Raw genomic sequence first — 24,320 nt, forward strand, 5'->3', positions numbered from 1 at the left:
AAATGGGAGGAAAAACAGAAAAATATTACCTTAGAAAACTCTAACTAAACGTGGCACTAAATTATGGGGAGCTTACATTTCATCTTTAAAACGAGTCAATGAAATAACCAATGCGGTATTGAATCGATAATTGATATAGGCTTCTTTCTCATTGGTTTCATAAAACTGTAGCGCTTTTCTTTTATTACGCTCATGTCGTGAAAATCGGTCAATGTTCAGCGCAATACCCGCACCTGAATTGGCTTGTGATACTGTTGGAATGGTATAATTCACGATATCCTGTAAAAAATCTTTCCTCCGCTCAATACTATCTTGTTGATACTGACTCAATCCCCTACTGGTAACTGTAACATTTCCTAAATCACGTACCAATGGTGATAGAACGGGGAATAAAGTGTCTTGTAATAAATAGCTGTTTGCATATTGCAGGGTATCGAAAAAATAACCAACAGCTGCAAAAGAGAGAATATGATTTTCTGCGGCTTGAATAGAAAATTTGCCATCATTACCGGTCATGGTAGTTGTATTGGTAGAGATGTTTCTGACACTGGCCAAAACTATTGGTGCGTTGGTAACACTATCTTTCAAGTAGCCATAAATTATTTTTTTCTTTTGCCCGAAACCTTGGAAGCAAACAAAGGTCAAAAGGAGAATAAGAGTGTACCGCATCTTTTTTTGTAAAGGTACAGCTAATAGAAATAACGATATTTCTGGTTACTAAAAATGCCGGCATTAAGCCGGCATTTTTAGTAACCAGAAGGTTGATCTACTTTATAATGATCACTTTTTGTAGATAAGTCTTCTTATTATGGAAAATCTTCAAAATGTATTGACCATCATTGATATTACCCACATTCATTTGTTTGGAGAAAACTCCATTGAAACCCGGATAAGACTGATTGAATACTCTTTGTCCGCTTGAATTGAGTAACTCTATGGATACATCACCTTTTTCTTTTACTTCGAAACTCAGGTTGAATAATCCTTTATTCGGATTAGGGGATACGCTGAGTTTGATTTCTCTGGCCACCACTTCCGGAGGAAGAGAAGTTACCGTAAACTGAATAGGCGCTGATGTTTTCTGACAGCCCAACGCATCAATAGTTACAACTTTATAATTTCCAGACGCAATGGGTTTATAGCTAGCGTTGGTAGCCCCGCTGATACCTTCATCATCTTTAAACCATTGTCTGGAAACACCGGGGGTATTGATAACCAATGAATCACCTTGTCTGGTCACAACCGGCGTTGGGGCATCTGCAACAACGATTTCTTGTCTGATACTGGGACATGAGTTTCCTGTTCTGATCTTCATATCATAGAAGAAATAGTAGAAAGGGTTTGGATCGCCGCTACCACTTACATTGACACTATTACCGGTAAAAGACGCTACACCCGGTATGGCGATAGGATATGTTGAACCAACAATTCCATTATTTCGGAAAATGGTAGCACCATTCGAACATAATGCCAATAAAATATAATCACCGGGTTCTTCAACTCTCAGGTTTAAGAAGAAAACAGCTCCTGTATCATTTGCAGGATTACCGCTTACAGCGCCAGGTGCCGGATTGGGATTGGTAGCCAATACATCTAAAAACACACTATTCACCCTAGTATACGAATATGTATTATTGGAGGAATTAAATGAGCCGAATCTTCCTAAAATCACTTCAATTCTACCGCTATTCCCTATATACAATTTTGCACTTTCAATGGTAAGTGGAACGCTGGCATTGAATCTCATAAAATTGCCACTAAAATCATTGTAACCACCATTGGGCGAGAACATCTTAGTCGTAGGTCCAATGGAAGTTTTCAACTCACTGGATACATAGAAAGTTTTATTAGTAGGAATGGTTGTAGTTGATGCTGTACTGCCCGTTGCAAATGGTGCAGTAGCGGTAGTGCTATTAAACCAAAAATAATTTGTATTTGCAGTGGATGAAGGTACTCGTAATAATGCGGTGTTATTACAAATCGTTCCGACCGGATTTGGATCATTTCCTTTTCTGCCAATCGTCAAACTGGTACTCAGTGTATTATTAGCAGTATTCTGATCACCGGCTATATTGGTTGTAGCCAGAATTGTATAGGTTGTGTTTTCAGTGGTAGCAAAAGGGGTTTGTAATGTGAAACTAGCATTGCTCAATGGTAATACAGTGCCCGGATAGGAAGCATTGATGGTAGTAACGGTTGTTGTTCCATTCTTAACTTCTACTGAGATAGGGATATTACTCTTTGAAACACTGCCATTATTGCGAATGTTGACGGTGAGGTATTGCTTGTTATCAGCACAATCAGCAACGGTTGGTGTAATAACTTCGCTGATGGTAAAATCAGTAGAAGGATTTACCACTACTAATCTAAAATCATTTGTTTCGCCTCTTGTATAATTTCCACAAGATGTTACATCATTGGCAGTACTGGTTTCCACCAAAACAACCCTGGTTCTATATGAACTACCAACTGTGAGATTGCTGGGTGTATTGAAACTACCTACGAATACTTCAGTGTTTTTCAAAACAGGACTGGTAGCAACATTTTCATTAGCATCTATAAAATCACCGTCGTTATTATAGTCGATAAATAGCTTTACTATTTTATCAGCATTGGTAGCATCTGAGCTATTCACTCTTACTCTAAATGGAACAGATTGTGAAGGTTCTATATTCGCAGCAATAGCGGTATTATTTACATACGTAGTTCCTCCGGCAGGATTGGCATAACGAATGGTTTGCAAACTCACACTGTCAATACGCCCACCTGTATTTTCCGTAGGACCTGAGCCACAATGAGCCGTTCCGCCAACACCACTTACCAGTAAGGAATAAGCTTGTTGTCCACGTACCAAAGAACCTGCAGCACCTTTATGTGTAACTGTGATGGTATAACTCTCTCCCGAAACGGTACTATCAATATCAATTCGCTCCACATTATCGGTATTGTTATCACCTTTAACCGCAGCATTGGAAGGGCTGGCAGGATTTAATGTCCAGGGTCTGAAAGTTCTGCTGCCACTGGTAATTCTGATATCCAAATCATTGACTAATTTTTTAGCCGGGTTATTCAATACATCTACTAGCTCTACATTTCCTCTAACGTCTGTCCAGCAAATAGTAGCCTTCAAAGGTTCTTTACCGGTAGCAATTACAGTGGTTGTAAAACTAGATGTTGTTGTATTGAACAGATTTTCAAACATGAGATGTTCACTGGTAGATCCGTTATTCGATGCAACGGAAGCAGAAATAACAGCAGCCGCTTTTTGAACATTCAACAATCCCCATCCATTTTGATAATCTGGTCCGGGATTATTACCTGCTTCATCAGCTGTGTGAATAGCCAAACCTTTGATGGTAGCCGATCTTAGAAAAGCACCACTTTTTAGTTTTGAATAATGTTCCTGTAATAAAAATAACGAGCCGGCCGCATTGGGAGAAGACATCGACGTTCCACTCAATGTTGAATAACTGTTATTGCCTGATGCGAAAGTAGATAATACGTTTACCCCATCTGCAACAATATCAGGTTTAATACGTCCGTCATCAGTAGGTCCCCAACTGCTAAAAGTACTCATCACCACATCTTCAGGTCGATTGTATCCACCGGGAATACCTCTCACGGCACCTACTGTTAAAATATTTTTTGCATTGCCATCCCAGGTAATGGTTCCATAACTATCATTGCTACTGATGGAAGAAGGTCTGGTACCGGCAGCAGTCATTTGGTTTTGAGCATTGAATCTGAAATAGGGTTCTCCAACAGCCGGTCCGGTTTCTCCACGATTATTACCAGCTGATTTTACGATCAAATAAAATGGTGCATTGTATGCAATAGAATCCATCTCCTGAGCATCATTACTGTAATAACCAAATTTATAGTCTTCATCTTCATTGGGTCTACCATAAAACTCCCAGCGATTTTGTGCTGAGTTGAAATTCCATCCGGAGATAATGGAATAAGAGTGATTTGAAATCAATAAACCAGAAGCTTCAGAAGCAATCTCAGAATTATCATTGGTAAAATCGTAGGCAATCATTCCCTGAACACCATAGGCCATCCCTTTTGCACTAGGGTTAAGACCTGTAGCGATCATAGTACCAGCAACGTGTGTGGCATGGTTGTCAATCGATGGGGGATTGTCTTTTTGTGTGATCCTTCCAGTAAGTTCAACATGTGAACTTAAAATTGTACCACCATCCCAGATACCTATTTTGTTTTTCATATTCGCAGAACTTCCGGTGAGGTTTAATCCGGTTGCACCGCCTGGCCATAGCTGGTTGGTTCTGGTAGTAGCTGCCGCAATACTATTGTTAATGATATAATATTTTGGAAAATTAAATGCATCAACACCCACCAATACACCCCTTGCGCCATTTCTTCCATTAATGGTCAATGGCCAGTTTCTTTGTTTGGCTAATGACAAAGCTTTTGTGTATTCACTTCGCTCTCTTAATCGAATACCCTGGGTAGTAATATCTAATGCCTGAACATTGGTCGACAATTGCGAATGGGCAACCGATACCATGGCAGTAGCAGTGATAAAAATGGGTAAAAATCTTCTCAGCATAACATCGTTTAATTTAACTTCATAATTATTCAGGGTTTGCCCCCGGGTATTATTACTAAATTAGATACTTTCACCATTCAAAGTGAAGCATGAGGCATAATCTTTTTGTAGTCATATGGGCTTTTTTAACAATTTTTGGCTGTAAACCATCCAACAAAGCCCAAACCGGTCAGATTACCCAAGGTATATCCGGTTTTATTACCGAATTAAAAGGCAACCAAATGCCTATGAAGGGTGCTCCTGAGAACAAACCTAGACCCGTATCTGTGACTTTGTTGGTCTATGAACCCACTAATTTATCCCAAGTTCAAAGAGTTGAAACTTCTGCTTTATATACGTCAATTAACACGCGAAAGGTTGCTTCTGTTTTGTCAGACAGCACAGGTGCTTTTAGTGTTGCTTTGCCACCCGGAACGTATTCCCTTTTTGTGCGACAAGGGAAGTTCTTTTTCGCCAATTCTTTCGACAGCCAGAATAATATTCAGTTGGTTACGGTAGAAGCAAATAAAGTAACCCCTTTCAACATCACGATCAATTCAGGAGCTACATATTGATTTCTAAGGTTATCTTTGCACCCCACATTACAGACCTTTGTAGGTAATGGGATGGAAGCTGTTATGAATTTGAATGTGTTGCTGGAGCAGTATCAAAATAACCCCCGCCTTTTTCAGTTGGCGGACAAGCTTTCTTTTGCCCAATCTCAACGAATTTTTCTCAAAAATCTTCAAGGAAGTAGTGCTGAATTTGTTGTAACAGCGGTGTTTAATCATACAGCTACTTCAACATTGAACCATGTGGTGGTATTGAACGATGCAGAAGAAGCTGCCTATTTTCACAATACATTAGAGAACCTTACCCAGGCATTGGATCTTTTTTACTTCCCATCTTCCTTCAAAAACAGAAAAAATTTCCGGATATTAAACAGTTCACATGTGATGCTTCGTACAGAGGCACTCACCAAACTGGCTGCAGGCGGAAATAAAAAAATATTGGTTACCTATCCCGAAGCCATTTTTGAAAAAGTAGTACTTCCCAAAACACTCAGCAGTAATATTATCACCATTAAAACCAATGACTCCATTAATCCGGAAAGCTTAATGGAATTGTTTGTAATGTATGGTTTTGAAAGAACGGATTTTGTATATGAACCCGGACAATTCGCAGTACGTGGTGGTATTCTGGATATTTATTCTTTTGGCAATGAAAAGCCGTATCGAGTTGAATTATTTGGTAATGAAGTGGATAGTATCCGCATATTCGATCCGGAGACACAATTGAGTGAAAGAAAATTATTGCAGGTTAATATTATCCCCAATGTAGAAACACAATTCAGCACGGAAGAAAAGGTATCGCTCTTTGATTTTTTGAGTGAGAATACCATTGTATGGTTGAAAGATTGGGATGTCATAGCTGAAAAAGTACAACAGCAGTACGATGAGATGGAAGGATTCATGCAATTGCTGAAAGAAGGCTATCAAATGAAAGCCAATGAGGAGGAGGAAGATATTCGTGTATTGAAAGAAGTATCAGCTGCAGATTTTGTTCCACTTGCAGTGATCAATGAGCAACTGGAGAAAAGACATATCGTTGAATTCGGGTACAAGCCACAACTATCGAATACTGAAATTGAATTTGCTACCAGACCACAACCAGCATTTAACAGACAGTTTGATCTCTTGATCAAAGATCTTACTGCTCATGAAGCAGCGAAATACAGCATTTATATTTTTGCGGAGCAGGTAAAACAACTAGAAAGACTCAATAGTATTTTTGCAGATCTGAAAACAGAGATTCAGTTTGTTCCGGTACCCAGTAGTATTCATGAAGGTTTTATTGATGAAGATCTTAAGATCGTTTGTTATACAGATCATCAGATATTTCAACGTTACCATAAATACAAGGTCAAGCAGGCTTATAATAAAAACAAAGCCCTTACCCTTAAAACATTGCGTGATCTTCAACCCGGAGATTATGTAACACATATTGATCATGGTGTAGGAACATATAGTGGTCTTCAAAAATTAGAAGTAAATGGAAAACTGCAGGAAGCCGTTCGAATCATTTACAAAGACAGTGATATTTTATATGTCAATATCAATTCCCTGCATAAAATTTCCAAGTATACCGGTAAAGAGGGAACCGTTCCTAAGATCAATAAATTGGGAAGTGATGTTTGGGTGCGATTGAAAGAAAAGACCAAAACCAAGGTCAAAGAAATCGCCTTTGATCTGATCAAGCTGTATGCACAAAGAAAAGCACAAGAAGGATTTGCACACACGCCTGATAACTATCTTCAAACAGAATTAGAAGCTTCTTTTATTTACGAAGACACCCCTGATCAAAGTAAAGCCACTGCTGATGTAAAGAAAGATATGGAGAGTCCTTCGCCTATGGATAGATTAGTGTGTGGCGATGTGGGTTTTGGTAAAACAGAGATTGCAGTAAGAGCCGCTTTCAAATCTGTGGTAGATGGCAAACAGGCTGCAGTATTGGTGCCTACTACTATTCTTGCTTTCCAGCATTATAAGACATTCAAAGACCGGTTGAAAGATTTTCCGGTAACAGTAGATTATATCAATCGATTCAAATCATCAAAAGACAAAAAGGAAACACTAAAGAAAGTAGAAGAAGGAAAAGTAGATATTATTGTAGGTACACATGGATTATTGGGCAAAGAGGTCAAATTCAAAGACCTGGGTATCATGATCATTGATGAAGAACAGAAATTCGGTGTTGCGCATAAAGAAAAATTAAAAACACTGAAGACCAATGTTGATTGTTTAACCCTAACAGCAACGCCGATTCCACGAACCTTACAGTTTAGTTTGATGGGAGCCCGTGATTTGAGTATCATCAATACTCCGCCACCCAATCGTCAACCCATACAAACAGAAGTACACATATTCAATGATGATTTCATTCGCGAAGCCATTTATTATGAAACAGAACGTGGCGGACAAGTTTTCTTTATTCATAATAGGGTTGTAGGCTTATCGGAGATGAGTGCTATGTTGCAAGGGCTTTGTCCGGATTTAAGTATAGGTTTTGCGCATGGACAATTGGAAGGACATGAATTGGAAGAGCGGATCATGGACTTTATTGATAAGAAGTACGATGTGTTGGTTTGTACCAATATTGTTGAGAGTGGCGTTGATATTCCCAATGTGAATACAATTATTGTGAACAATGCACATCAATTTGGACTCAGTGATTTACATCAATTAAGAGGGAGAGTAGGACGGAGTAACAAAAAAGCTTTCTGTTATTTGTTAGCGCCTCCTATGAGCACTTTACCTACGGATTCAAGAAAGCGATTACAAACATTAGAACAGTTTAGTGATTTGGGAAGTGGGTTTCAAATTGCTATGCGTGATTTGGATATTCGTGGGGCCGGAAATTTATTGGGAGGTGAACAGAGCGGATTCATGGCTGAGATCGGCTTTGAAATGTATCAAAAGATACTGGAAGAAGCCATCCGTGAGTTGAAACGTACCTCTTTCAAAGACCTCTTCAAAGAAGAAATCAGTAAACAGGATGATTATGTGAGTGATTGTACGATTGATACCGATTTGGAAATATTAATACCGGATAGTTATGTAGAAAGTATTGCTGAGCGATTGTCTTTATACTCACGATTGGATAATTGTGAAAAAGAAGAAGAGCTGCAAGACTTCCATAAAGAAATGATCGATCGATTTGGTCCGATGCCGGCACAAGTAGAAGATCTTTTTACAACTGTTCGTTGTAGATGGCGTGCTGTTGAAATTGGTTTTGAAAAGATGACCTTGAAACAAGATACATTGCGTTGTTATTTCATCAATCGCCCTGATTCTCCTTATTTCGAATCAGAACTATTTAAGCGAGTATTGGCCTATCTACAATCGGGTACGAATAAAGCAAGACTGAAACAAGCAGGTAAAAACTTCCTTCTGGTGGTCGAGAATATGAAAGATATGGAAGCGATGTTACGCTTCTTAGACGGAATGCATAAAGGGGTCATTCAACTCCAATAAAAAGAGGCTATATCAAAAATCTGATACAGCCTCTTTTACTTTTGAAACTTCCTCTTTCTTAGACCATAGTCCATAGTCCATGGACCATGGTCTATGGACTACAACCCAAGCCCTACAGCAAAAGCGCGAAATCTACTCGCAATACTTCCGGTGGAAGTGAATGCTCCTGTGGTAAGATTCACAGTATAAATATTTGTATTGGTACCTACCGTTCCTACTGCATAAGCGATTCCTGATCTTCCTCCAATATCAAAACCATTCATTGAAGACAATGAGACACCGATATTTCCAACTTCTACCAGCGTACCATTATTGGGAGGGTCTTGTTTGAATAGTTTTGTTCCACTCATGACATACAATAATGTGGAAGTAGTGCCATTAAAATTATTTGTGTATGCTGCACCGGAGATGAATGGTGTTCCCGGATTGATATTTCCATCGGTTGCAGCAATGGTTCCGTCGTTGGGATTTAAGCGTAGATTGAGCCCTGCATCACTTACGAGCCTGATACGATCTACAGTTGGATTAAAATCAAAAGCCCATGCAGTTGCAGCAGTACCTACCATAAATCCGGTTCCTACAGCTGCAGCAGCACCTGATGAGGTATTCAATTTGTACAAGCGTCCCGTACCGGTAGTCGTTACTGTAAAAGCGAATAATTCTCCGTTGGCAGGACGAAAATCTATTCCTTCCACTGTTTCGCCAGCACCTAAACCGGTAATGGGTTTACTGATCATCATCTGAGGTCTGGAAGGATCAAAAATCTGTAGCGTATTCATGTCGTCAACACCATAAGCAACAGGAGGTGTAGGAATGGCAATGTCTATCAGGTTAGCAGCTATTTCATTGATATATGTTGCAGCACCTGACATTAAATTAATGGTATACAATCTTGTTTTGCCGGCTTGTGTAAATGTAGCCAGTGAAACAGTATTATCAGGACTGATATCAAAGCCACCTTTGCCTGTAAAATCAATTCCCAAACTACCTACTTCTGCAAGGGTGCCATCATTGGGTGGATTTTGTTTGTATAATTTTTTCTGTGACACATCAATATTGAACAACTCGGTAGTAGTTACGCCTGCTCTGCTGTTCGTGTATGCAATAGAAGTGATGGCAGGACTGACACCACCATTGATATTGCCATCAGTAGCAACTGAAGCGCCTGTTTCAGGATGTAAGCGAAGATTCTGACCCGCATGAGTCACCAATCGAATACGATCTACGGTTGGATTGAAATCTATATTCGCAATTTGAGAATTTAATACAGGAGTGAATCCGGTACCGATTTGTCTGGCAACCCCATCTAATAAACTAATCACATACAACCTGCTGTTGGAAGCTAACGCATACAACTGTGCAGTAGCAGGTCTGAAATCGATACTTAAAACTTTTTCACCTGCGGGTATACCTGTAATGGTTAATGAATTTTCAACAGTACCGGGTGATTTAGCATTGTAGCGATTTAATTTGCCATCATCGGTAAGACCATAGAATGTGATATCAGGTCCATTTGCTGGAGTAAATGTGGGTGGCTCGGGAATATTACCGGCGTTACCTAATTCTTTATAACAACCTGATACCAACAAGCCAAGTGTACAAACCAGCAAAAGCTGGTGCATGATTTGATAATGAGATCGGGCTCTTTTCATAGTGTTCATATTTCATGAACCCTATAAACGAGATTTTTTCAGCGATGGTTTTAGGTATGTAGAAAACGAAAAAAGCCGGTAATGCCGGCTTTTTTCAACATCATTGGGTACAGATTAAAATCCTTTTTTTGCAACGCCATCGGCAATGGCTGCCAATGCTTTAGCTTCACTAAGAATGGCGGCCATTTTATTTCCTTTTCCATCATGACCAGCAGCCATATAACCGCCACGAGCTGTTTTGGTGATCACGGCATCTTGCATGGGAACATTTTTTTCCTTGGTCTTCAGACAATATGCTTTGATCATTTTTGAAGTGTCCATTTTCTTAGAATTTAATGTGGTTAGTAAATAAACAACGGGTTATGTTACCACAACTTACTGTTTTTTACTGAAAATCAAAAGAGAAGAGGAAAATAGTAATCCACAGGGATGTAGTGAGTAGTGAATAGTCAGTAGTGAGTGTTTTAGTTTTTACTCACTACTGACTATTCATTACTCACTAAAATCAAACGTCAATCTTCGCGTACTTCGCATGACTTTCAATGAATTCGCGGCGTGGTGCTACATCATCGCCCATGAGCATACTGAATATTCTGTCGGCTTCAGCAGCGCTTTCAATGGTTACTTGTTTGAGTGTTCTGCGGGCCGGATCCATTGTAGTTTCCCACAATTGGTCTGCATTCATTTCACCCAAACCTTTGTATCGTTGAACGGTAACACTGTCATCTTTTCCACCACCTAATTTTTCGATCCACATTTTTCTTTGCTCTTCATTGTAAGCATATTGCTGCTCTTTTCCTTTTTTTACAAGATACAATGGTGGTTGTGCAATGTATACATAACCTTGCTCTACCATTTCTTTCATGTAGCGGAAAATAAAAGTGAGGATCAATGTTGCGATATGTGATCCATCCACATCCGCATCCGTCATGATGATGAGTTTATGGTAACGCAATTTTGTAATGTTCAAAGCTTTCGGATCTTCAGGTGTTCCTACGGTAACTCCTAAAGCAGTATACATATTTCTGATCTCTTCATTCTCATAGATCTTATGCTCCATGGCTTTCTCCACGTTCAGGATTTTGCCTCGTAATGGTAGAATAGCCTGATAACTTCTATCACGTCCTTGTTTGGCCGTTCCACCCGCTGAGTCACCCTCTACAAGGTACAATTCACATTTCTTAGGATCACGTTCACTACAATCTGCAAGTTTACCGGGAAGTCCACCACCACTTAGTACCGTTTTACGCTGTACCATGTCTCTGGCCTTCTTCGCCGCAACACGCGCTTGTGCTGCAAGAATGATTTTTGAGATTACATTCTTGGCTTCTTTTGGATTTTCTTCTAAATAAGCTTCCAGTACACGAGCTACCGTAGTTTGTACCACACCACTTACTTCACTGTTACCCAATTTGGTTTTGGTTTGTCCTTCAAACTGAGGTTCCGGCACTTTTACAGAAATAATGGCACTCAAACCTTCACGGAAATCATCTCCTTCTACTTGTACTTTGGCTTTCTCAAACAATCCTTCTTTATCACCATAGCTTTTGAATACACGCGTTAAAGCCTGACGAAAACCTGTTACGTGTGTACCACCTTCAATGGTATTGATATTGTTTACGTAAGAGAAAATATGTTCTTTGAAATCATCATTGTAAGTGAGGGCTACTTCTACTGCAACATTGGTGCCTTCATCATGTCCTTCAACATACAGCGGATTACTGATGAGTGGATTGCGGTGCCCGTTTTTATCCAGCATTTGTACAAACTCAACGATACCCCCTTCACTATAGAAATTTTTAGCGTATACATTTCCTTCTTCATCTTTTTCACGAAGATCAGTAAGGGTAATGCTGATGCGTTTGTTCAGATAACTCAGTTCACGTAAGCGGCCTTCCAGGATATCTTTTTTATAAACTGTTTCTTGGAAAATAGTAGCATCGGGCCAGAAGCGAACATGTGTACCGGTGATATCACTGGTGCCAATTTCTCTCACCGGATATTGTGGTACACCGATCTTATATTCCTGTTCAAATATTTTTCCTTCACGGTGTACGGTTACATGTAAGGTGGTACTGAGTGCATTCACACAACTCACACCCACACCATGCAAACCGCCGGATACTTTATAAGTATTCTTATCAAACTTACCACCCGCATGTAGTACGGTCATTACTACTTCCAAAGCACTTCTTTTCTCTTTCGAGTGCATAGCAGTAGGAATACCACGTCCATCATCTTGTACGCTGATCGAGTTGTCTTCATGAATGGTTACCTGTATGTTCTTGCAGTATCCTGCTAAAGCTTCATCGATAGAGTTGTCAACCACCTCATATACAAGGTGATGGAGCCCTTTTACCCCCACATCTCCGATGTACATGGCGGGTCTTTTTCTTACTGCTTCTAAACCTTCTAAAACCTGTATACTATCGGCACCATAATTCTTGTTCTGGGCCTCATTGCTGTTCATTTGTTCCTGAGTCATAAATGCTTGTAAATCCTGAGTTTAAGTGAATTTTCGTAGGTCGACAAAGCTAATGAAAATAGGGGGTTTTTGGTGATAAATGAGCCTGCTGTTTTCCACATTTTCAGGCTCTTTTTTTGGCCGGGAATAGGCAGTTTTTTACAGTGTTGTGACAACCTTAAGAGAGTCGTTTCCGTTAATTTGATGTTTATACATTAATTTTGTATCCTGATGATCGAAGTAATGGATATATTGAGAGTGGCGCACAAGAGTGGAGTGGAACCTTCATTGGATGTTTTGTATCATAAAGAACAACATATTCCCGGCTCTATTCATTACAATATCAGGCGTTTATATGCCCAGCATCCCTGGGTAGCCGAGGATACGGGTATGATGGTATATCATTACAACTCCCGTAAACCGGAAGAAAACTACCTAGAACTTCGTTATTGCACCACCGGAAACCGTTATTGCGCAGAAAAAAGCTGTGCCCAATGTGTGGAGCTGCCTACCAATAATTGTAGCGGTAAACACCAGACCGTAGATGTTTTCACTTTTCATTTTACCTCTACTTTTTTGCATCAGTTTGTGCATAACGTTAAGTTGAGTAATCGGAAAGATGAAGTACTGGCATTTCGTCATCCACATGCGTTTACCAAAGTATTTCCACTTTGTAATAGAAAAAGAAATGCGCTGGATTCTTTATTGAATCATAGCTACACCGGTGCACTCGAGAATATTTTTGTGAATGCCAAAGTACATGAACTGTTATTGTACAGTTTGGATTGTTTAGTTGATGAAAAAGAAGAAGGCTTTACCTGTAAGTTTCTGGCAGATGAAAGTGGTCGCGATAGAATTTATCAAGCCAGAGAAATTTTATTACAGCATATTGGTGATCCGATCACGATCAAAGAACTCAGTCGCAAAGTAGCGATGAACGAGTGTTACCTGAAAAAAGGGTTCAAGGAAATTTTTGGTACCACCATATTCGATTTCTATCAGCAACAAAGAATGGAACACGCAAAATACCTTTTGTATGAAAAAGGATTAAGCGTTACAGATGTTTCTGCACTGTTGGGCTATTCTTCTATCTCGCACTTCTCAGCAGCTTTCAAAAAACATACAGGTTTGAAACCCTGTGACCTGTTACGTTAATTCTCTTTGCTGTTTACCTTTTCTGAAACAGGAATGACCGGTTTTGACAACCGGCGTAGTTTTACATGGGCATATTTACTATCTTCATTCTGAACGAAATCCTAAAGCATGCTTATGAGGTACCTCTACATTTTATTGCTGTTCTGTGTTACAGCCTGTTCAAACAACAAAGTAGATCTGATCATTCACAATGCCGTGATCTACACCGTTGATTCTTCTTTCACTACAGCAGAAGCCATGGCTGTTAAAGATGGCGTCATTCTCGAAGTGGGTAGCAATGATGATATCCTTAAAAAATATACCAGTGATGAAAAAGTAGATGCCGGTGGACAAGCAGTATATCCCGGACTCATTGATGCGCATGCGCATTTTGTTGGGTATGGTCGTTCTTTATTTCAGGTAGATCTGTTTGGAACCAATACCTGGGAAGAAACCGTAGCACGTGTCAAAGCATTTGCGGATGAGCATCCTGATCTGTATTGGATACAAGGAAGAGGATGGGATCAAAATCGTTGGCCTGGTAAAAATTTTCCTACCAATGAAGAGCTGAATAAATTATTTCCGGATAAACCTGTCGTGTTAACACGCGTAGATGGACATGCTTCCATTGCTAACCAGAAAGCATTGGATCTGGCGGAAATCAAGGCCGGACAAACAGTAGTGGGTGGTTCTATTGAAGTGAAGAATGGGGTATTGACAGGTGTTTTGATTGACAATGCTGACAATAAAGTGTATGCCCAAATTCCTGCGCCCACCAAAGAAACCTATGTACAATGGTTGCAGGCTGCAGAGAAAAACTGTTTTGCTCAAGGTTTAACAACTATAACAGATTGCGGTTTGCATTATACGGATGTAGAAGCGATCGATACCTTACAAAAAGAAGGTAAACTCAACATGCGTTTGTATGTGATGTTGAGTGACGATGCATCCAACTATGAAAAATTTTTACCAAAGGGTCCATACAAAACCGATAAACTGTTTGTAAAAGGCATCAAAGTATATGCAGATGGTGCATTGGGTAGTCGCGGCGCCTGCTTATTGAAACATTATAGTGATCGTCCTGATTGGACAGGATTCTTACTCAGAAATAAAAATCATTATGATTCACTCGCAGGTGTTTTATCTAAAACAGATTTTCAGATGTGTACGCATGCCATTGGTGATAGTGCCAATCGTGAGATCCTGAATATCTATAATAAATACCTCGGTGGTAAAAATGATAAACGCTGGCGTATAGAGCATGCTCAAGTCATTCACCCTGATGATTTTAAATTATTTGCTGCTGCAAGTGTCATTCCTTCTGTACAACCTACACATGGAACCAGTGATATGTATTGGGCAGAAGATCGTTTGGGTTCGGAGCGTGTAAAAGGTGCGTATGCATTCAAACAATTGTTACAGCAAAATGGATGGATTCCATTGGGTACTGATTTTCCGGTGGAAGATATTTCTCCATTCAAAACATTTCTTGCTGCAGTTGTAAGAAAAGATGCCAAAGGTTTTCCTGAAAACGGATTCCAAATGGAGAATGCATTGACCCGTGAAGAAACCATTCGCGGCATGACCATCTGGGCGGCAAAAGCCAGCTTTATGGAAAAGGAGATTGGTAGTTTGGAGAAAGGAAAGAAAGCCGATTTTATTTTGCTGGATAATGATTTGATGAAAGTAGCGCCAGAGAAAATATTGGATGTTAAAGTAACGGCTACTTATTCAGGTGGTAAAAAAGTGTATGGTAAATAAAATTTAAGCCGCAGATTCGTCAGCCTAGGCTGATGAATCTGCGGCTTATTTATATCCAACAGAATTTACTTAATCTCTCCCACCATATCCCCCGGAACCACCCACTGATCAAATTCTTCCGGTGTGAGATAACCCAGCTTCACCGCCATTTCTTTCAACGTTGTTCCTTCCTTGTGTGCTTTCTGTGCTATTTCTGCTGCTTTGTAATAACCGATTTTGGTATTCAAAGCTGTAACCAACATCAGACTATTGTCCACATGCTTTTTGATATTGGCTTCCAATGGTTCAATACCTACTGCACATTTATCATTGAAGCTTACACAACCATCACCGATCAGTCTTGCACTGTGTAAGAAATTATAGATCATCACCGGCTTGAACACATTCAATTCAAAATGTCCGGTAGCACCGCCAATATTGATGGCTACATCATTTCCCATTACTTGTGCAGCGATCATCGTCAATGCTTCACATTGTGTTGGATTTACTTTACCCGGCATGATAGAGGACCCCGGCTCATTATCCGGAATAAAGATTTCACCAATACCACTTCTAGGTCCTGAACTCAACATACGAATATCATTGGCGATCTTCATCAGACTTACCGCAACTGTTTTCAATGCACCATGTGCTTCCACAATGGCATCATGTGCGGCCAGTGCTTCGAATTTATTTTCTGCTGTAACAAATGGAAGTCCTGTTAATTGAGCAATGTGTTTTGCAACATTTACATCATATCCTTTTGGCGTATTGATACCGGTACCTACCGCTGTACCCCCCAATGCCAGTTCACTCAGATGAGCTAAAGTATTGTTGATGGCTTTTAATCCATGATCCAACTGACTTACATAACCGCTGATCTCTTGTCCGAGTGTCAATGGTGTTGCATCCATAAAATGGGTACGACCAATTTTCACAACGTGCATAAAAGCTTTGCTTTTTGCTGCCAGTGTATCTCTCAATTTTTTGATACCGGGGATCGTTACTTCCAATAAAATTTTATAAGCAGCAATATGCATCGCTGTTGGGAAAGTATCATTCGATGATTGTGATTTATTGACATCATCATTGGGGTGCAGAAATTTCTCTTTATCTGTCAAACTACCACCTTTGATCACATGACCACGATATGCCACTACTTCATTCACATTCATATTGCTTTGTGTACCCGAGCCTGTTTGCCAAACTACCAATGGAAATTGGTCGTCCAGTTTTCCTTCCAGGATCTCATCACATACCTGTCCGATCAAAGCTGCTTTTTCTTCCGCTAATACACCGGCATCACGATTGGTGAGCGCAGCTGCTTTTTTCAGATAAGCAAATGCCTGAATGATTTCTTTGGGCATTTTATTGATATCCTGTGCAATACGGAAATTGTCGATACTGCGTTGTGTCTGTGCTCCCCAATAAACATGTGCCGGTACTTTCACCTCGCCCATGGTGTCTTTTTCAATACGGAATTCCATCGTTATAGTTTTTATTGATCGGTAGAATAAATTGAGGTGCAAAGGTAGGAAAGATATAAAGTGAAATCATGCTGATTTTTGCTACTTTGAAGCATAAAATGTGGTTTATGCGAAAGTTTTTAGCGCTTCTGTTTGCCATGGTTTCAGTATCTGCTTTTGGACAGCAAACGGAAAACATCATCATCATTACTACTGATGGACTCCGTTGGCAGGAGCTTTTTAAGGGTATGGATCCTGAATTGGCTTCTGACAAAAGATTCAATCAAGATGATAGCGCACTGATCTATACAACCTATTGGGCTCAGGATGTTGCAGAGAGAAGACGTAAGCTGATGCCTTTTTTTTGGAAAACAATCGCTCAACAAGGACAGATTCATGGTAACAGGAATTTGGGTAGTAAAGTGAATGTCTCTAATTCATATTGGTTTTCTTATCCGGGCTATAACGAAATATTTTCAGGGTATGCGGATAAAAGAATTGATGCCAATGATTATCCACCTAATCCCAATACAACAGTACTGGAATTTTTAAACCAGCAGCCTTCATTTAAAGGGAAAGTTGCTGCTTTTGGAGCATGGGAAGCATTCAATAGAATTTTAAATGAGCAAAGAAGTGGTATTCCTGTGGTGGCTGCTTATGATACTACCGGAGGTACAACACCTACTGCTGAAGAGAAGCTGATCAACAGCATGTTATTGAGCAGTCATCGTATGTGGGCAGAAGAATGTTTTGATGTATTCACCCACCATGCGGCTATGGAATATTTGAAGAAAGAAAAACCGCGTGTACTTTATATTGCTTATGGAGAAACAGATGAATGGGCTCATGGTTGGAAATATCGTTCCTATTTACAAGCCGCCACGCAAGTAGACAAATGGATAGAAGAAATATGGAACTATGTGCAGTCTACTCCTCAATACCGTAACAAAACCACCTTACTCATTACTACTGATCATGGTAGGGGTGATAAGAACAAACGTCAATGGACCAGTCACGGTTCAGATATTGAAGGGGCGGATGAGATATGGTTGGCAGTCATGGGACCCAATACGCCTGCTTTGGGTGAAATAAAACAGTCTTCTCAATTGTATCAAAAACAATTTGCACAAACCATTGCAAAGTTACTAGGACTTACATTCACCGCTAATCAACCTATTGCAGAAGAGATTAGAGAAGTAATTAAGCGATAGTACCACTCAGCGTCAACTCTTTTCTCTTGTTCTCTGCGGTTTTACATAAAAGATTTACCGCAGAGAACAAGAGAAAAGAGATTACGCAGAGAAGTTATATTCCTTTGAAAATGGCTTTTCTTTTTTCGAGGAATGCGGTGGTTCCTTCTTTCATGTCTTCAGTAGCGAAACAATCACCGAAAGCATTTACTTCTACTTCGAATCCATTTTTACTTTCATCAAAAACAGCATTGGCAGCTTCAATGCATTTTGCTACTGCTATAGGGGCTTTGCTATTAATGACTTGAAGAATGGCAACAGCTTTCGCTATTAATTCTTCCTGTGGTACTACATAATTCACCAATCCATATTGTAAAGCAGTTGCTGCATCTATCATTCCGGCACCCATGAGTAATTCCATGGCTCTTCCTTTTCCAATCAGTTGAACCAATCTTTGTGTGCCACCATAACCCGGAATCAATCCAAGATTTACTTCCGGTTGACCAAATTTGGCGTTGTCTGATGCAATTCTAAAGTGACAACTCATCGCCAATTCACACCCACCTCCCAATGCAAATCCATTGACACAGGCTACAACAGGCTTTGGACAATTTTCAATTTTGAAGAAAATGTCTTGTCCTCTTTTCGCCAATGCTTTTCCTTCTGCAACAGAAGCGCCACTGAACTCACTGATATCGGCACCTGCCACAAAAGCTTTAGGGCCTGATCCTGTAATGATCACAGACTGAATATCCTTATTTTGATATACTTCATCCATTACATCATTCAAATCAGACATCACTTGCTGATTGAGGGCATTTAATTTATCAGGGCGATTAATGGTAATCGTAAAAATACCATTTGAAAGATCGGTCACTAAAGTTTGATACATGGCAATCGTATTTGTACAAAAATAGGGTAGCAATACCGTTCTTTTGTATTTTGTAGTATGAATCTGATAGAGGTCATCATATACACAGGTATTTTCGTTTTTGCATTGACAGGTGCATTAAAGGCAAGAACACATCAGATGGATATTTTTGGTGCTGCGGTAGTGGCTTTTGTTACAGCATATGGTGGCGGCACCATTCGAGATTTATTGATTGGCGTGAGGCCTGTGAATTGGGTCAACGACTATCTCGCTTTAGGATTGGTGGTATCAGCTGTTTTAATCGTTTCATTATTGAATACCAATTTCACCCGTTTTCGCAGGGCTATTTTCTTTACAGATGCGATAGGTTTAGGAATGTTTACCGTAGGTGGTATTGAAAGAAGTTTGGTGTATGGAATCAATGAAGGTTATTCTGTCATTATGGGCGTCATGTCTGCCACTTTTGGGGGATTACTTGCAGATATGATTTGCGGAGAAGTGCCCAATCTTTTAAAGCGAGGAGAATTGTATGCAACAGCCTGCGCTTTGGGTGGCATTATCTATCTTGGGTTAAAGCACTTTGGTATTGAATACAACCTCGGGCTCTTTATCTGTGTAGCCATTATTGTGGGCATACGAATTCTCTCTAAAAGAAAAAGATTAAGACTTCCGGAAATATAAATTTCGGTGTATTAAAAAGGATGATGGGACGCAGATTCTCATGATCATCATGATAGTCATGATTTTTGTTACAACCAATCTGCGTTAATCATGATGATCATGAGAATCTGCGGTCCATTCTCTTCATAAAAAATTAAAAGTTTCTATTTGCAGCTGTCCATTCAGTGATATAACCTGCAATATCACTGGTAGGTGTGCCCGGAGGAAATAGTTTACCAACACCCATCTCATTGAGGATTTTCATATCGTCTTCTGGAATGATGCCACCGCCGGTGAGTAATACATCATTCATTCCTTTTTCTTTGAGCAGTTGAATCACTTTTGGAAATACAGTCATGTGTGCTCCGCTAAGAATACTGATACCAATGGCATCTACATCTTCTTGTAAGGCTGCATTCACGACCATTTCAGGGGTTTGTCGAAGACCGGTATAGATGACTTCCATTCCTGCGTCACGTAATGCAGTTGCAATGACTTTGGCGCCACGGTCATGTCCGTCGAGTCCAACTTTCGCAACTAACACACGAATGGGGCGTTTGAGCTTACTCATGCAATCGATTTATGACACAAAAGTAAGCAATGGAATGCAAATCTCATTTTCGGCTAAACCTTGCTTTTAAAGCCGCTACCCCTCGTTCGGTAATCGGTTGTAAAGAGTCGTTCCCATTCTCAAATAAGAAGATTTTGGTTTTTGTTTCCCGGAATAAAGGGTAGTTGATGGAATCGCGAAGCGATACTTTTTCAAATTGCTGAAATACGATATCATCTGCATCAGGCATGCGTTTTCCTACCAGTATCAAATGTTTGAAATCATATTGTTCAGGCATCCAAAACAAAAAAGAAGCATCATCACTATAGACTACAGGTAAACCGGTTTGTTTTGCATAATAATTCAATGCGCCGGCAGTATAATAACCACGACAATACACCATGGTTTTTCTTTGTTCTGATGCAGGTAAACTTTTATAAACAGCAGCTGTTTTTTCTGCCAATTCTTTCCAACCAATCATATCTGCAAAATCCTGAGGTAATGGATGGTATTGTAGGTCCTCCCATTTGAAAGATCCTGTTGTATGGATATTTTTTGAGCGGTACCAATCTGCTAATTTTTGTGGGGTATAAACAGGTAACAATAAAGGCATGATGAGTATACCCAAAGTAACCGGTATGAATACCATCGCATACCTGAGCCATCTGAGCTTAGCGATGGTTAATCTTTCAAGCCAATATGCACCGAATGCAAATAGAATGGGATAAACACCTGCTGCATAATAACTTTTCCCATTCATATAAGTTAGTAAAGCAATGACTGCAAAATAACTGAAGCCAATCATCCGGTATTTTCTTCCTTCCGCTGACAATAAAACATAGAGCAAGCCACTGATCCAAATAAAAACACAAGGCAGAAACATCATGATCTGATCTACTAAAAAATCTTTGGGGTCAATGAATTGAAGTTGTGTTTCTTTCAGTTCTTGCATGTGTATGAATAAAGGGAACCCATGTTGGTATTGCCAGATGAGATTGGGAAGCATGATAAGCAATGCAATGGCAGCAGAGAAGTACAAATGTTTATTCAGCAAAACAGATCTATTCTTGGTGAGTAATATTCCTACCAGTAAACTGGCAGTATAAAAGGCAACAGAATATTTACTAAGCATGCCCAATCCAATACTGATACCGAAAATATAGAGCCATCTGTTTTTTTGTGTGTCTACAAAGTTGATGAGTGCATAAGCGTTGAGTGTCCAGAAGAATACATCCAAAAAGTTGGGATGGAAAAAGTAGAACATACGGATATAGCCCGTAAATAAAAATGGAAAAGAGGCTAGTAAAATGGCGAAAGATCTGCCTCCCAAACGCAGAATGATCTTACCCATCATTAATAATATCAGTGATCCAAATAGTGCCGGCCAAAATTTTACCCAGAACTCAGTAGCACCCAAGGTGTTGCTGATGTATGCCATGAATGATAGCATGGGAGGCACTTCCAAAAAACCCCAGGCCAAGTGATGACCTTCTGCCAGATAGAGATATTCATCGCGATGTAATTGGTAGGAGGGGTGTACCAGTAAGAAAGGAAGTACAAAACGTATCATCGCTAAGAGATATAATAGTCTGGTAGCGTTCTTCATGTGGGTTGTTTGGGGTAAGATACGGATGAAAAAAGAAATTGCCACTGAAAGCACAGAATAGCACAGAATCATTCAGTGTATTTCAGTGCTTTCAGTGGCAATTCATCACCCCTACGCTACTAGCCCAAGTGTATACTTAATACGATGAATGGTTTCTGCTTTACCAATCAACGCAGCAATATCAAATACCCCCGGACCAAACTTACCTCCCACCAACATGATTCTGAATGGAAGCATGAGTTCACCCGGCTTTAATTGATTTGCTGCTGCCAGTTCTTTGAACTCTTTTTCAAGATCACCGGCTTCCCAAACTGTGCTAAGTTCATAAGCGCGGATCAACTCAGTGAAAAAGAGATTTTTTTTCTCATCCCATTTGGGTTTGATGGCATCAATATCTATTTGAATCGGCGACTGAAAGAAAAAGCTGCTTTGTGTCGTGAAATCAGACAGTAATGTGCAACGTTCTTTCACCAGGTCAATGACATGATGCAGCAAGCTTGAGTCTGTAACTTGAATATTATTGGCTGCTAAGGTTTGTTGTACAAATGGAGCAAGTTTAGTTGCATCAGATTGTTTGATCCATTCATGATTGTACCATTTGGCTTTCTCATAGTCAAACTTAGCACCGCCTTTGTGAACGCGATCCATGGAGAACTTTTCGATCAATTCTGTAATCGTAAATATTTCCTGATCCGTACCATCATTCCATCCCAACATGGCCAATAAGTTCACAAATGCTTCAGGAAGAAAACCTCTTTCTCTGAATCCGATAGTTGTTTCATTGGTTTTCGGATCTGTCCAGTCCATGGCGAATACTGGAAATCCTAATCTGTCACCATCTCTTTTGCTGAGTTTGCCATTACCATCCGGTTTTAAGATCAAGGGAAGATGTGCCCATTCAGGCATTTCATTTTCCCATCCTAAGTATTTCCATAACAGTATATGCACCGGAGCAGAAGGTAACCATTCTTCTCCGCGAAATGCATGTGATATCTTCATCAAATAATCATCTACTACTACAGCAAGATGATAGGTAGGCATGCCATCCGCTTTGAGTAATACTTTATCATCTACCTGATCGGTTTGAAAAGATACTTCGCCTCGTATCATGTCAGTGAAGCTAACGGTTTCACCGGCAGGCATTTTGATGCGTATCACAAAGGGTGTACCCTCACTTATCAGACGGGTTACTTCATCTTCACCCAGCGTAAGAGAATTACGCATTTTTCCGCGAATGAATTGATTGTATTGCGGAGAAGGATTTTCAGCCGTTTTAAAATCATTGCGCATGGTTTCTAATTCCTCCGGCGTATCAAAAGCATAATAGGCATAACCGGCTTGTACCAGTTGCTCGGCATATTGCTTGTACATGGCTTTGCGCTCACTTTGTCTGTAAGGCGCATACGGACCACCATGTTTCGGACTTTCATCCGGAATCAATCCGCACCATTCCAGGGTTTGGAAAATATATTCTTCAGCACCCGGTACAAAACGGGTTTGATCGGTATCCTCGATTCTCAGAATAAAATCACCACCATGCTTCTTCGCAAACAAATAATTGAATAACACCGTTCTCACACCCCCTAAATGCAGTCCCCCGGTAGGAGAAGGGGCAAAACGTACACGTACTTTCTTGTTCATGGTGTAAAGATAAGTGTTAGTCCATAGTCGATGGTCCATAGCCCATGGTTGATCCCTAATGTTTTGCCATGGACTATGGACTATCGACTATAAGCTATATTTACACTATGTATCTTACAAAAACCCCCTTCTGGCTGCGTAGTTTGTATCCTTCATTGGTATGGAGAATGCCGGTGGAAGGGGAGAAGAAGATCTATCTCACATTTGATGATGGTCCACATCCACAGGCAACTCCTTTTGTATTGGATCAGTTGGCTGCTTATGGAGCAAAAGCAAGTTTCTTTTGTATTGGAAAGAATGTGGCTGCCGAACCGGAAATTTATCAGCGTATTATCGCTGAAGGACATACCATCGGTAATCACACACAACATCATTTGAATGGATGGAAAACAGATGATGCTACTTATTTGCATGATATTGCTACTGCGCAAGAATATATCTCTTCAAATTTGTTCAGACCTCCTTATGGACGCATCAAACGTTCTCAAATCAAAGCCTTACATCAGCAGCAAAAAAAGATCATCATGTGGGATGTATTGAGTGCAGATTTTGATACGCGTCTCACGGGAGAAGCTTGTTTAGCATATGTGCTCTATCATACCCAACCCGGTTCCATTGTTTTATTCCATGATAGTGCCAAAGCCTGGGATCGGATGTCGGTGGCATTGCCCAAGGTGCTGGAGTATTTTTCGGAGAAGGGGTTTCGGTTTGAGGGAATTTAGGATGTCAGATGTCAGATTTGAATTTTGAATTTTGAATTTTG

Annotated in this window: 17 protein-coding genes; 7 read left to right on the plus strand and 10 right to left on the minus strand. The window is 40.0% G+C overall.

The features are described from left to right. Nucleotides 1-72: 72 nt before the first annotated feature. Together ACTIEV_RS11540 and ACTIEV_RS11545 are read right to left on the minus strand one after the other, a co-directional pair. Nucleotides 73-588 carry a hypothetical protein gene (locus ACTIEV_RS11540; RefSeq protein ID WP_439516498.1) on the minus strand — a complete coding sequence of 172 codons (516 nt, stop codon included), beginning with the start codon at nt 586-588 and terminating at the stop codon, nt 73-75. 178 nt (nt 589-766) lie between these two features. Then, complete coding sequence (locus tag ACTIEV_RS11545) at nt 767-4,570, minus strand: S8 family serine peptidase (RefSeq protein WP_322195972.1); 3,804 nt, start codon at nt 4,568-4,570, stop codon at nt 767-769. An 89-nt stretch (nt 4,571-4,659) separates the two neighbouring features. On the opposite strand from ACTIEV_RS11545, the gene ACTIEV_RS11550 reads away from it, so the two are divergent. Then, entirely contained in the window at nt 4,660-5,124 is a 465-nt protein-coding gene (locus ACTIEV_RS11550; protein ID WP_439516499.1) for a carboxypeptidase-like regulatory domain-containing protein, read from the plus strand. 63 nt (nt 5,125-5,187) lie between these two features. Then, a complete protein-coding gene (mfd, locus tag ACTIEV_RS11555; RefSeq protein WP_439516525.1) occupies nt 5,188-8,583 on the plus strand; it encodes a transcription-repair coupling factor in 3,396 nt (1,131 codons plus the stop codon). Nucleotides 8,584-8,681: 98 nt separating this feature from the next. Here the strand turns inward: mfd and ACTIEV_RS11560 are convergent, their stop codons facing one another. The 3 genes from ACTIEV_RS11560 to gyrB form a co-directional block, all read right to left on the minus strand. Next, on the minus strand, nt 8,682-10,235 hold the full coding sequence (locus tag ACTIEV_RS11560; RefSeq protein ID WP_322195975.1) for a DUF4394 domain-containing protein: 1,554 nt from the start codon (nt 10,233-10,235) through the stop codon (nt 8,682-8,684). A gap of 114 nt (nt 10,236-10,349) precedes the next feature. After that, entirely contained in the window at nt 10,350-10,556 is a 207-nt protein-coding gene (locus tag ACTIEV_RS11565; protein WP_178889119.1) for a hypothetical protein, read from the minus strand. A gap of 184 nt (nt 10,557-10,740) precedes the next feature. Further along, complete coding sequence (gene gyrB, locus ACTIEV_RS11570; RefSeq protein ID WP_322195976.1) at nt 10,741-12,720, minus strand: DNA topoisomerase (ATP-hydrolyzing) subunit B; 1,980 nt, start codon at nt 12,718-12,720, stop codon at nt 10,741-10,743. 210 nt (nt 12,721-12,930) lie between these two features. On the opposite strand from gyrB, the gene ACTIEV_RS11575 reads away from it, so the two are divergent. Next, complete coding sequence (locus ACTIEV_RS11575) at nt 12,931-13,854, plus strand: helix-turn-helix domain-containing protein (protein WP_250686369.1); 924 nt, start codon at nt 12,931-12,933, stop codon at nt 13,852-13,854. A gap of 114 nt (nt 13,855-13,968) precedes the next feature. Next, on the plus strand, nt 13,969-15,594 hold the full coding sequence (locus tag ACTIEV_RS11580) for an amidohydrolase (RefSeq protein ID WP_322195977.1): 1,626 nt from the start codon (nt 13,969-13,971) through the stop codon (nt 15,592-15,594). A 65-nt stretch (nt 15,595-15,659) separates the two neighbouring features. Here the strand turns inward: ACTIEV_RS11580 and fumC are convergent, their stop codons facing one another. Continuing rightward, the gene (gene fumC, locus ACTIEV_RS11585; RefSeq protein ID WP_322195978.1) at nt 15,660-17,060 is read right to left on the minus strand and encodes a class II fumarate hydratase; all 1,401 of its coding nucleotides are present in this window, start codon (nt 17,058-17,060) and stop codon (nt 15,660-15,662) included. Between the two features lie 107 nt (nt 17,061-17,167). Between fumC and ACTIEV_RS11590 the strand changes: the two genes are divergently transcribed. Further along, on the plus strand, nt 17,168-18,250 hold the full coding sequence (locus ACTIEV_RS11590) for an alkaline phosphatase family protein (RefSeq protein WP_322195979.1): 1,083 nt from the start codon (nt 17,168-17,170) through the stop codon (nt 18,248-18,250). 94 nt (nt 18,251-18,344) lie between these two features. On the opposite strand, the gene ACTIEV_RS11595 is transcribed toward ACTIEV_RS11590, so the two are convergent. After that, entirely contained in the window at nt 18,345-19,121 is a 777-nt protein-coding gene (locus tag ACTIEV_RS11595; protein WP_322195980.1) for an enoyl-CoA hydratase/isomerase family protein, read from the minus strand. Between the two features lie 57 nt (nt 19,122-19,178). Here ACTIEV_RS11595 and ACTIEV_RS11600 point away from each other — a divergent pair, with 57 nt between their 5' ends. Next, complete coding sequence (locus tag ACTIEV_RS11600; RefSeq protein WP_250686364.1) at nt 19,179-19,781, plus strand: trimeric intracellular cation channel family protein; 603 nt, start codon at nt 19,179-19,181, stop codon at nt 19,779-19,781. A gap of 133 nt (nt 19,782-19,914) precedes the next feature. Here ACTIEV_RS11600 and ACTIEV_RS11605 read toward each other — a convergent pair whose 3' ends face one another. The 3 genes from ACTIEV_RS11605 to gltX all read right to left on the minus strand — a co-directional run bounded on the left by ACTIEV_RS11605 (nt 19,915) and on the right by gltX (nt 23,557). Then, entirely contained in the window at nt 19,915-20,331 is a 417-nt protein-coding gene (locus tag ACTIEV_RS11605; RefSeq protein ID WP_322195981.1) for a cobalamin B12-binding domain-containing protein, read from the minus strand. A gap of 43 nt (nt 20,332-20,374) precedes the next feature. After that, nucleotides 20,375-21,916 (minus strand): ArnT family glycosyltransferase, encoded by a 1,542-nt coding sequence (locus ACTIEV_RS11610; RefSeq protein WP_322195982.1) that lies wholly within the window; start codon nt 21,914-21,916, stop codon nt 20,375-20,377. Between the two features lie 111 nt (nt 21,917-22,027). Then, complete coding sequence (gene gltX, locus ACTIEV_RS11615; RefSeq protein WP_322195983.1) at nt 22,028-23,557, minus strand: glutamate--tRNA ligase; 1,530 nt, start codon at nt 23,555-23,557, stop codon at nt 22,028-22,030. Nucleotides 23,558-23,664: 107 nt separating this feature from the next. Here gltX and ACTIEV_RS11620 point away from each other — a divergent pair, with 107 nt between their 5' ends. Further along, on the plus strand, nt 23,665-24,279 hold the full coding sequence (locus ACTIEV_RS11620) for a polysaccharide deacetylase family protein (RefSeq protein WP_322195984.1): 615 nt from the start codon (nt 23,665-23,667) through the stop codon (nt 24,277-24,279). The last annotated feature ends 41 nt before the right edge of the window (nt 24,280-24,320 follow it).

The sequence above is a fragment of the Sediminibacterium sp. genome (assembly GCF_051861365.1).
Classification (GTDB): domain Bacteria; phylum Bacteroidota; class Bacteroidia; order Chitinophagales; family Chitinophagaceae; genus Sediminibacterium.

What these genes read in the sequence shown, in the direction of transcription:
- ACTIEV_RS11590 (WP_322195979.1), top strand. Translation starts at nt 17,168, where the DNA reads ATGCGAAAGTTTTTAGCGCTTCTGTTTGCCATGGTTTCAGTATCTGCT.
- ACTIEV_RS11565 (WP_178889119.1), bottom strand. Translation starts at nt 10,556, where the DNA reads ATGGACACTTCAAAAATGATCAAAGCATATTGTCTGAAGACCAAGGAA.
- gltX (WP_322195983.1), bottom strand. Translation starts at nt 23,557, where the DNA reads ATGAACAAGAAAGTACGTGTACGTTTTGCCCCTTCTCCTACCGGGGGA.
- ACTIEV_RS11545 (WP_322195972.1), bottom strand. Translation starts at nt 4,570, where the DNA reads ATGCTGAGAAGATTTTTACCCATTTTTATCACTGCTACTGCCATGGTA.
- mfd (WP_439516525.1), top strand. Translation starts at nt 5,188, where the DNA reads ATGAATTTGAATGTGTTGCTGGAGCAGTATCAAAATAACCCCCGCCTT.
- fumC (WP_322195978.1), bottom strand. Translation starts at nt 17,060, where the DNA reads ATGGAATTCCGTATTGAAAAAGACACCATGGGCGAGGTGAAAGTACCG.
- ACTIEV_RS11610 (WP_322195982.1), bottom strand. Translation starts at nt 21,916, where the DNA reads ATGAAGAACGCTACCAGACTATTATATCTCTTAGCGATGATACGTTTT.
- ACTIEV_RS11550 (WP_439516499.1), top strand. Translation starts at nt 4,660, where the DNA reads ATGAGGCATAATCTTTTTGTAGTCATATGGGCTTTTTTAACAATTTTT.
- ACTIEV_RS11595 (WP_322195980.1), bottom strand. Translation starts at nt 19,121, where the DNA reads ATGTATCAAACTTTAGTGACCGATCTTTCAAATGGTATTTTTACGATT.
- ACTIEV_RS11560 (WP_322195975.1), bottom strand. Translation starts at nt 10,235, where the DNA reads ATGAAAAGAGCCCGATCTCATTATCAAATCATGCACCAGCTTTTGCTG.
- ACTIEV_RS11620 (WP_322195984.1), top strand. Translation starts at nt 23,665, where the DNA reads ATGTATCTTACAAAAACCCCCTTCTGGCTGCGTAGTTTGTATCCTTCA.
- ACTIEV_RS11580 (WP_322195977.1), top strand. Translation starts at nt 13,969, where the DNA reads ATGAGGTACCTCTACATTTTATTGCTGTTCTGTGTTACAGCCTGTTCA.
- ACTIEV_RS11575 (WP_250686369.1), top strand. Translation starts at nt 12,931, where the DNA reads ATGATCGAAGTAATGGATATATTGAGAGTGGCGCACAAGAGTGGAGTG.
- ACTIEV_RS11605 (WP_322195981.1), bottom strand. Translation starts at nt 20,331, where the DNA reads ATGAGTAAGCTCAAACGCCCCATTCGTGTGTTAGTTGCGAAAGTTGGA.
- ACTIEV_RS11600 (WP_250686364.1), top strand. Translation starts at nt 19,179, where the DNA reads ATGAATCTGATAGAGGTCATCATATACACAGGTATTTTCGTTTTTGCA.
- gyrB (WP_322195976.1), bottom strand. Translation starts at nt 12,720, where the DNA reads ATGACTCAGGAACAAATGAACAGCAATGAGGCCCAGAACAAGAATTAT.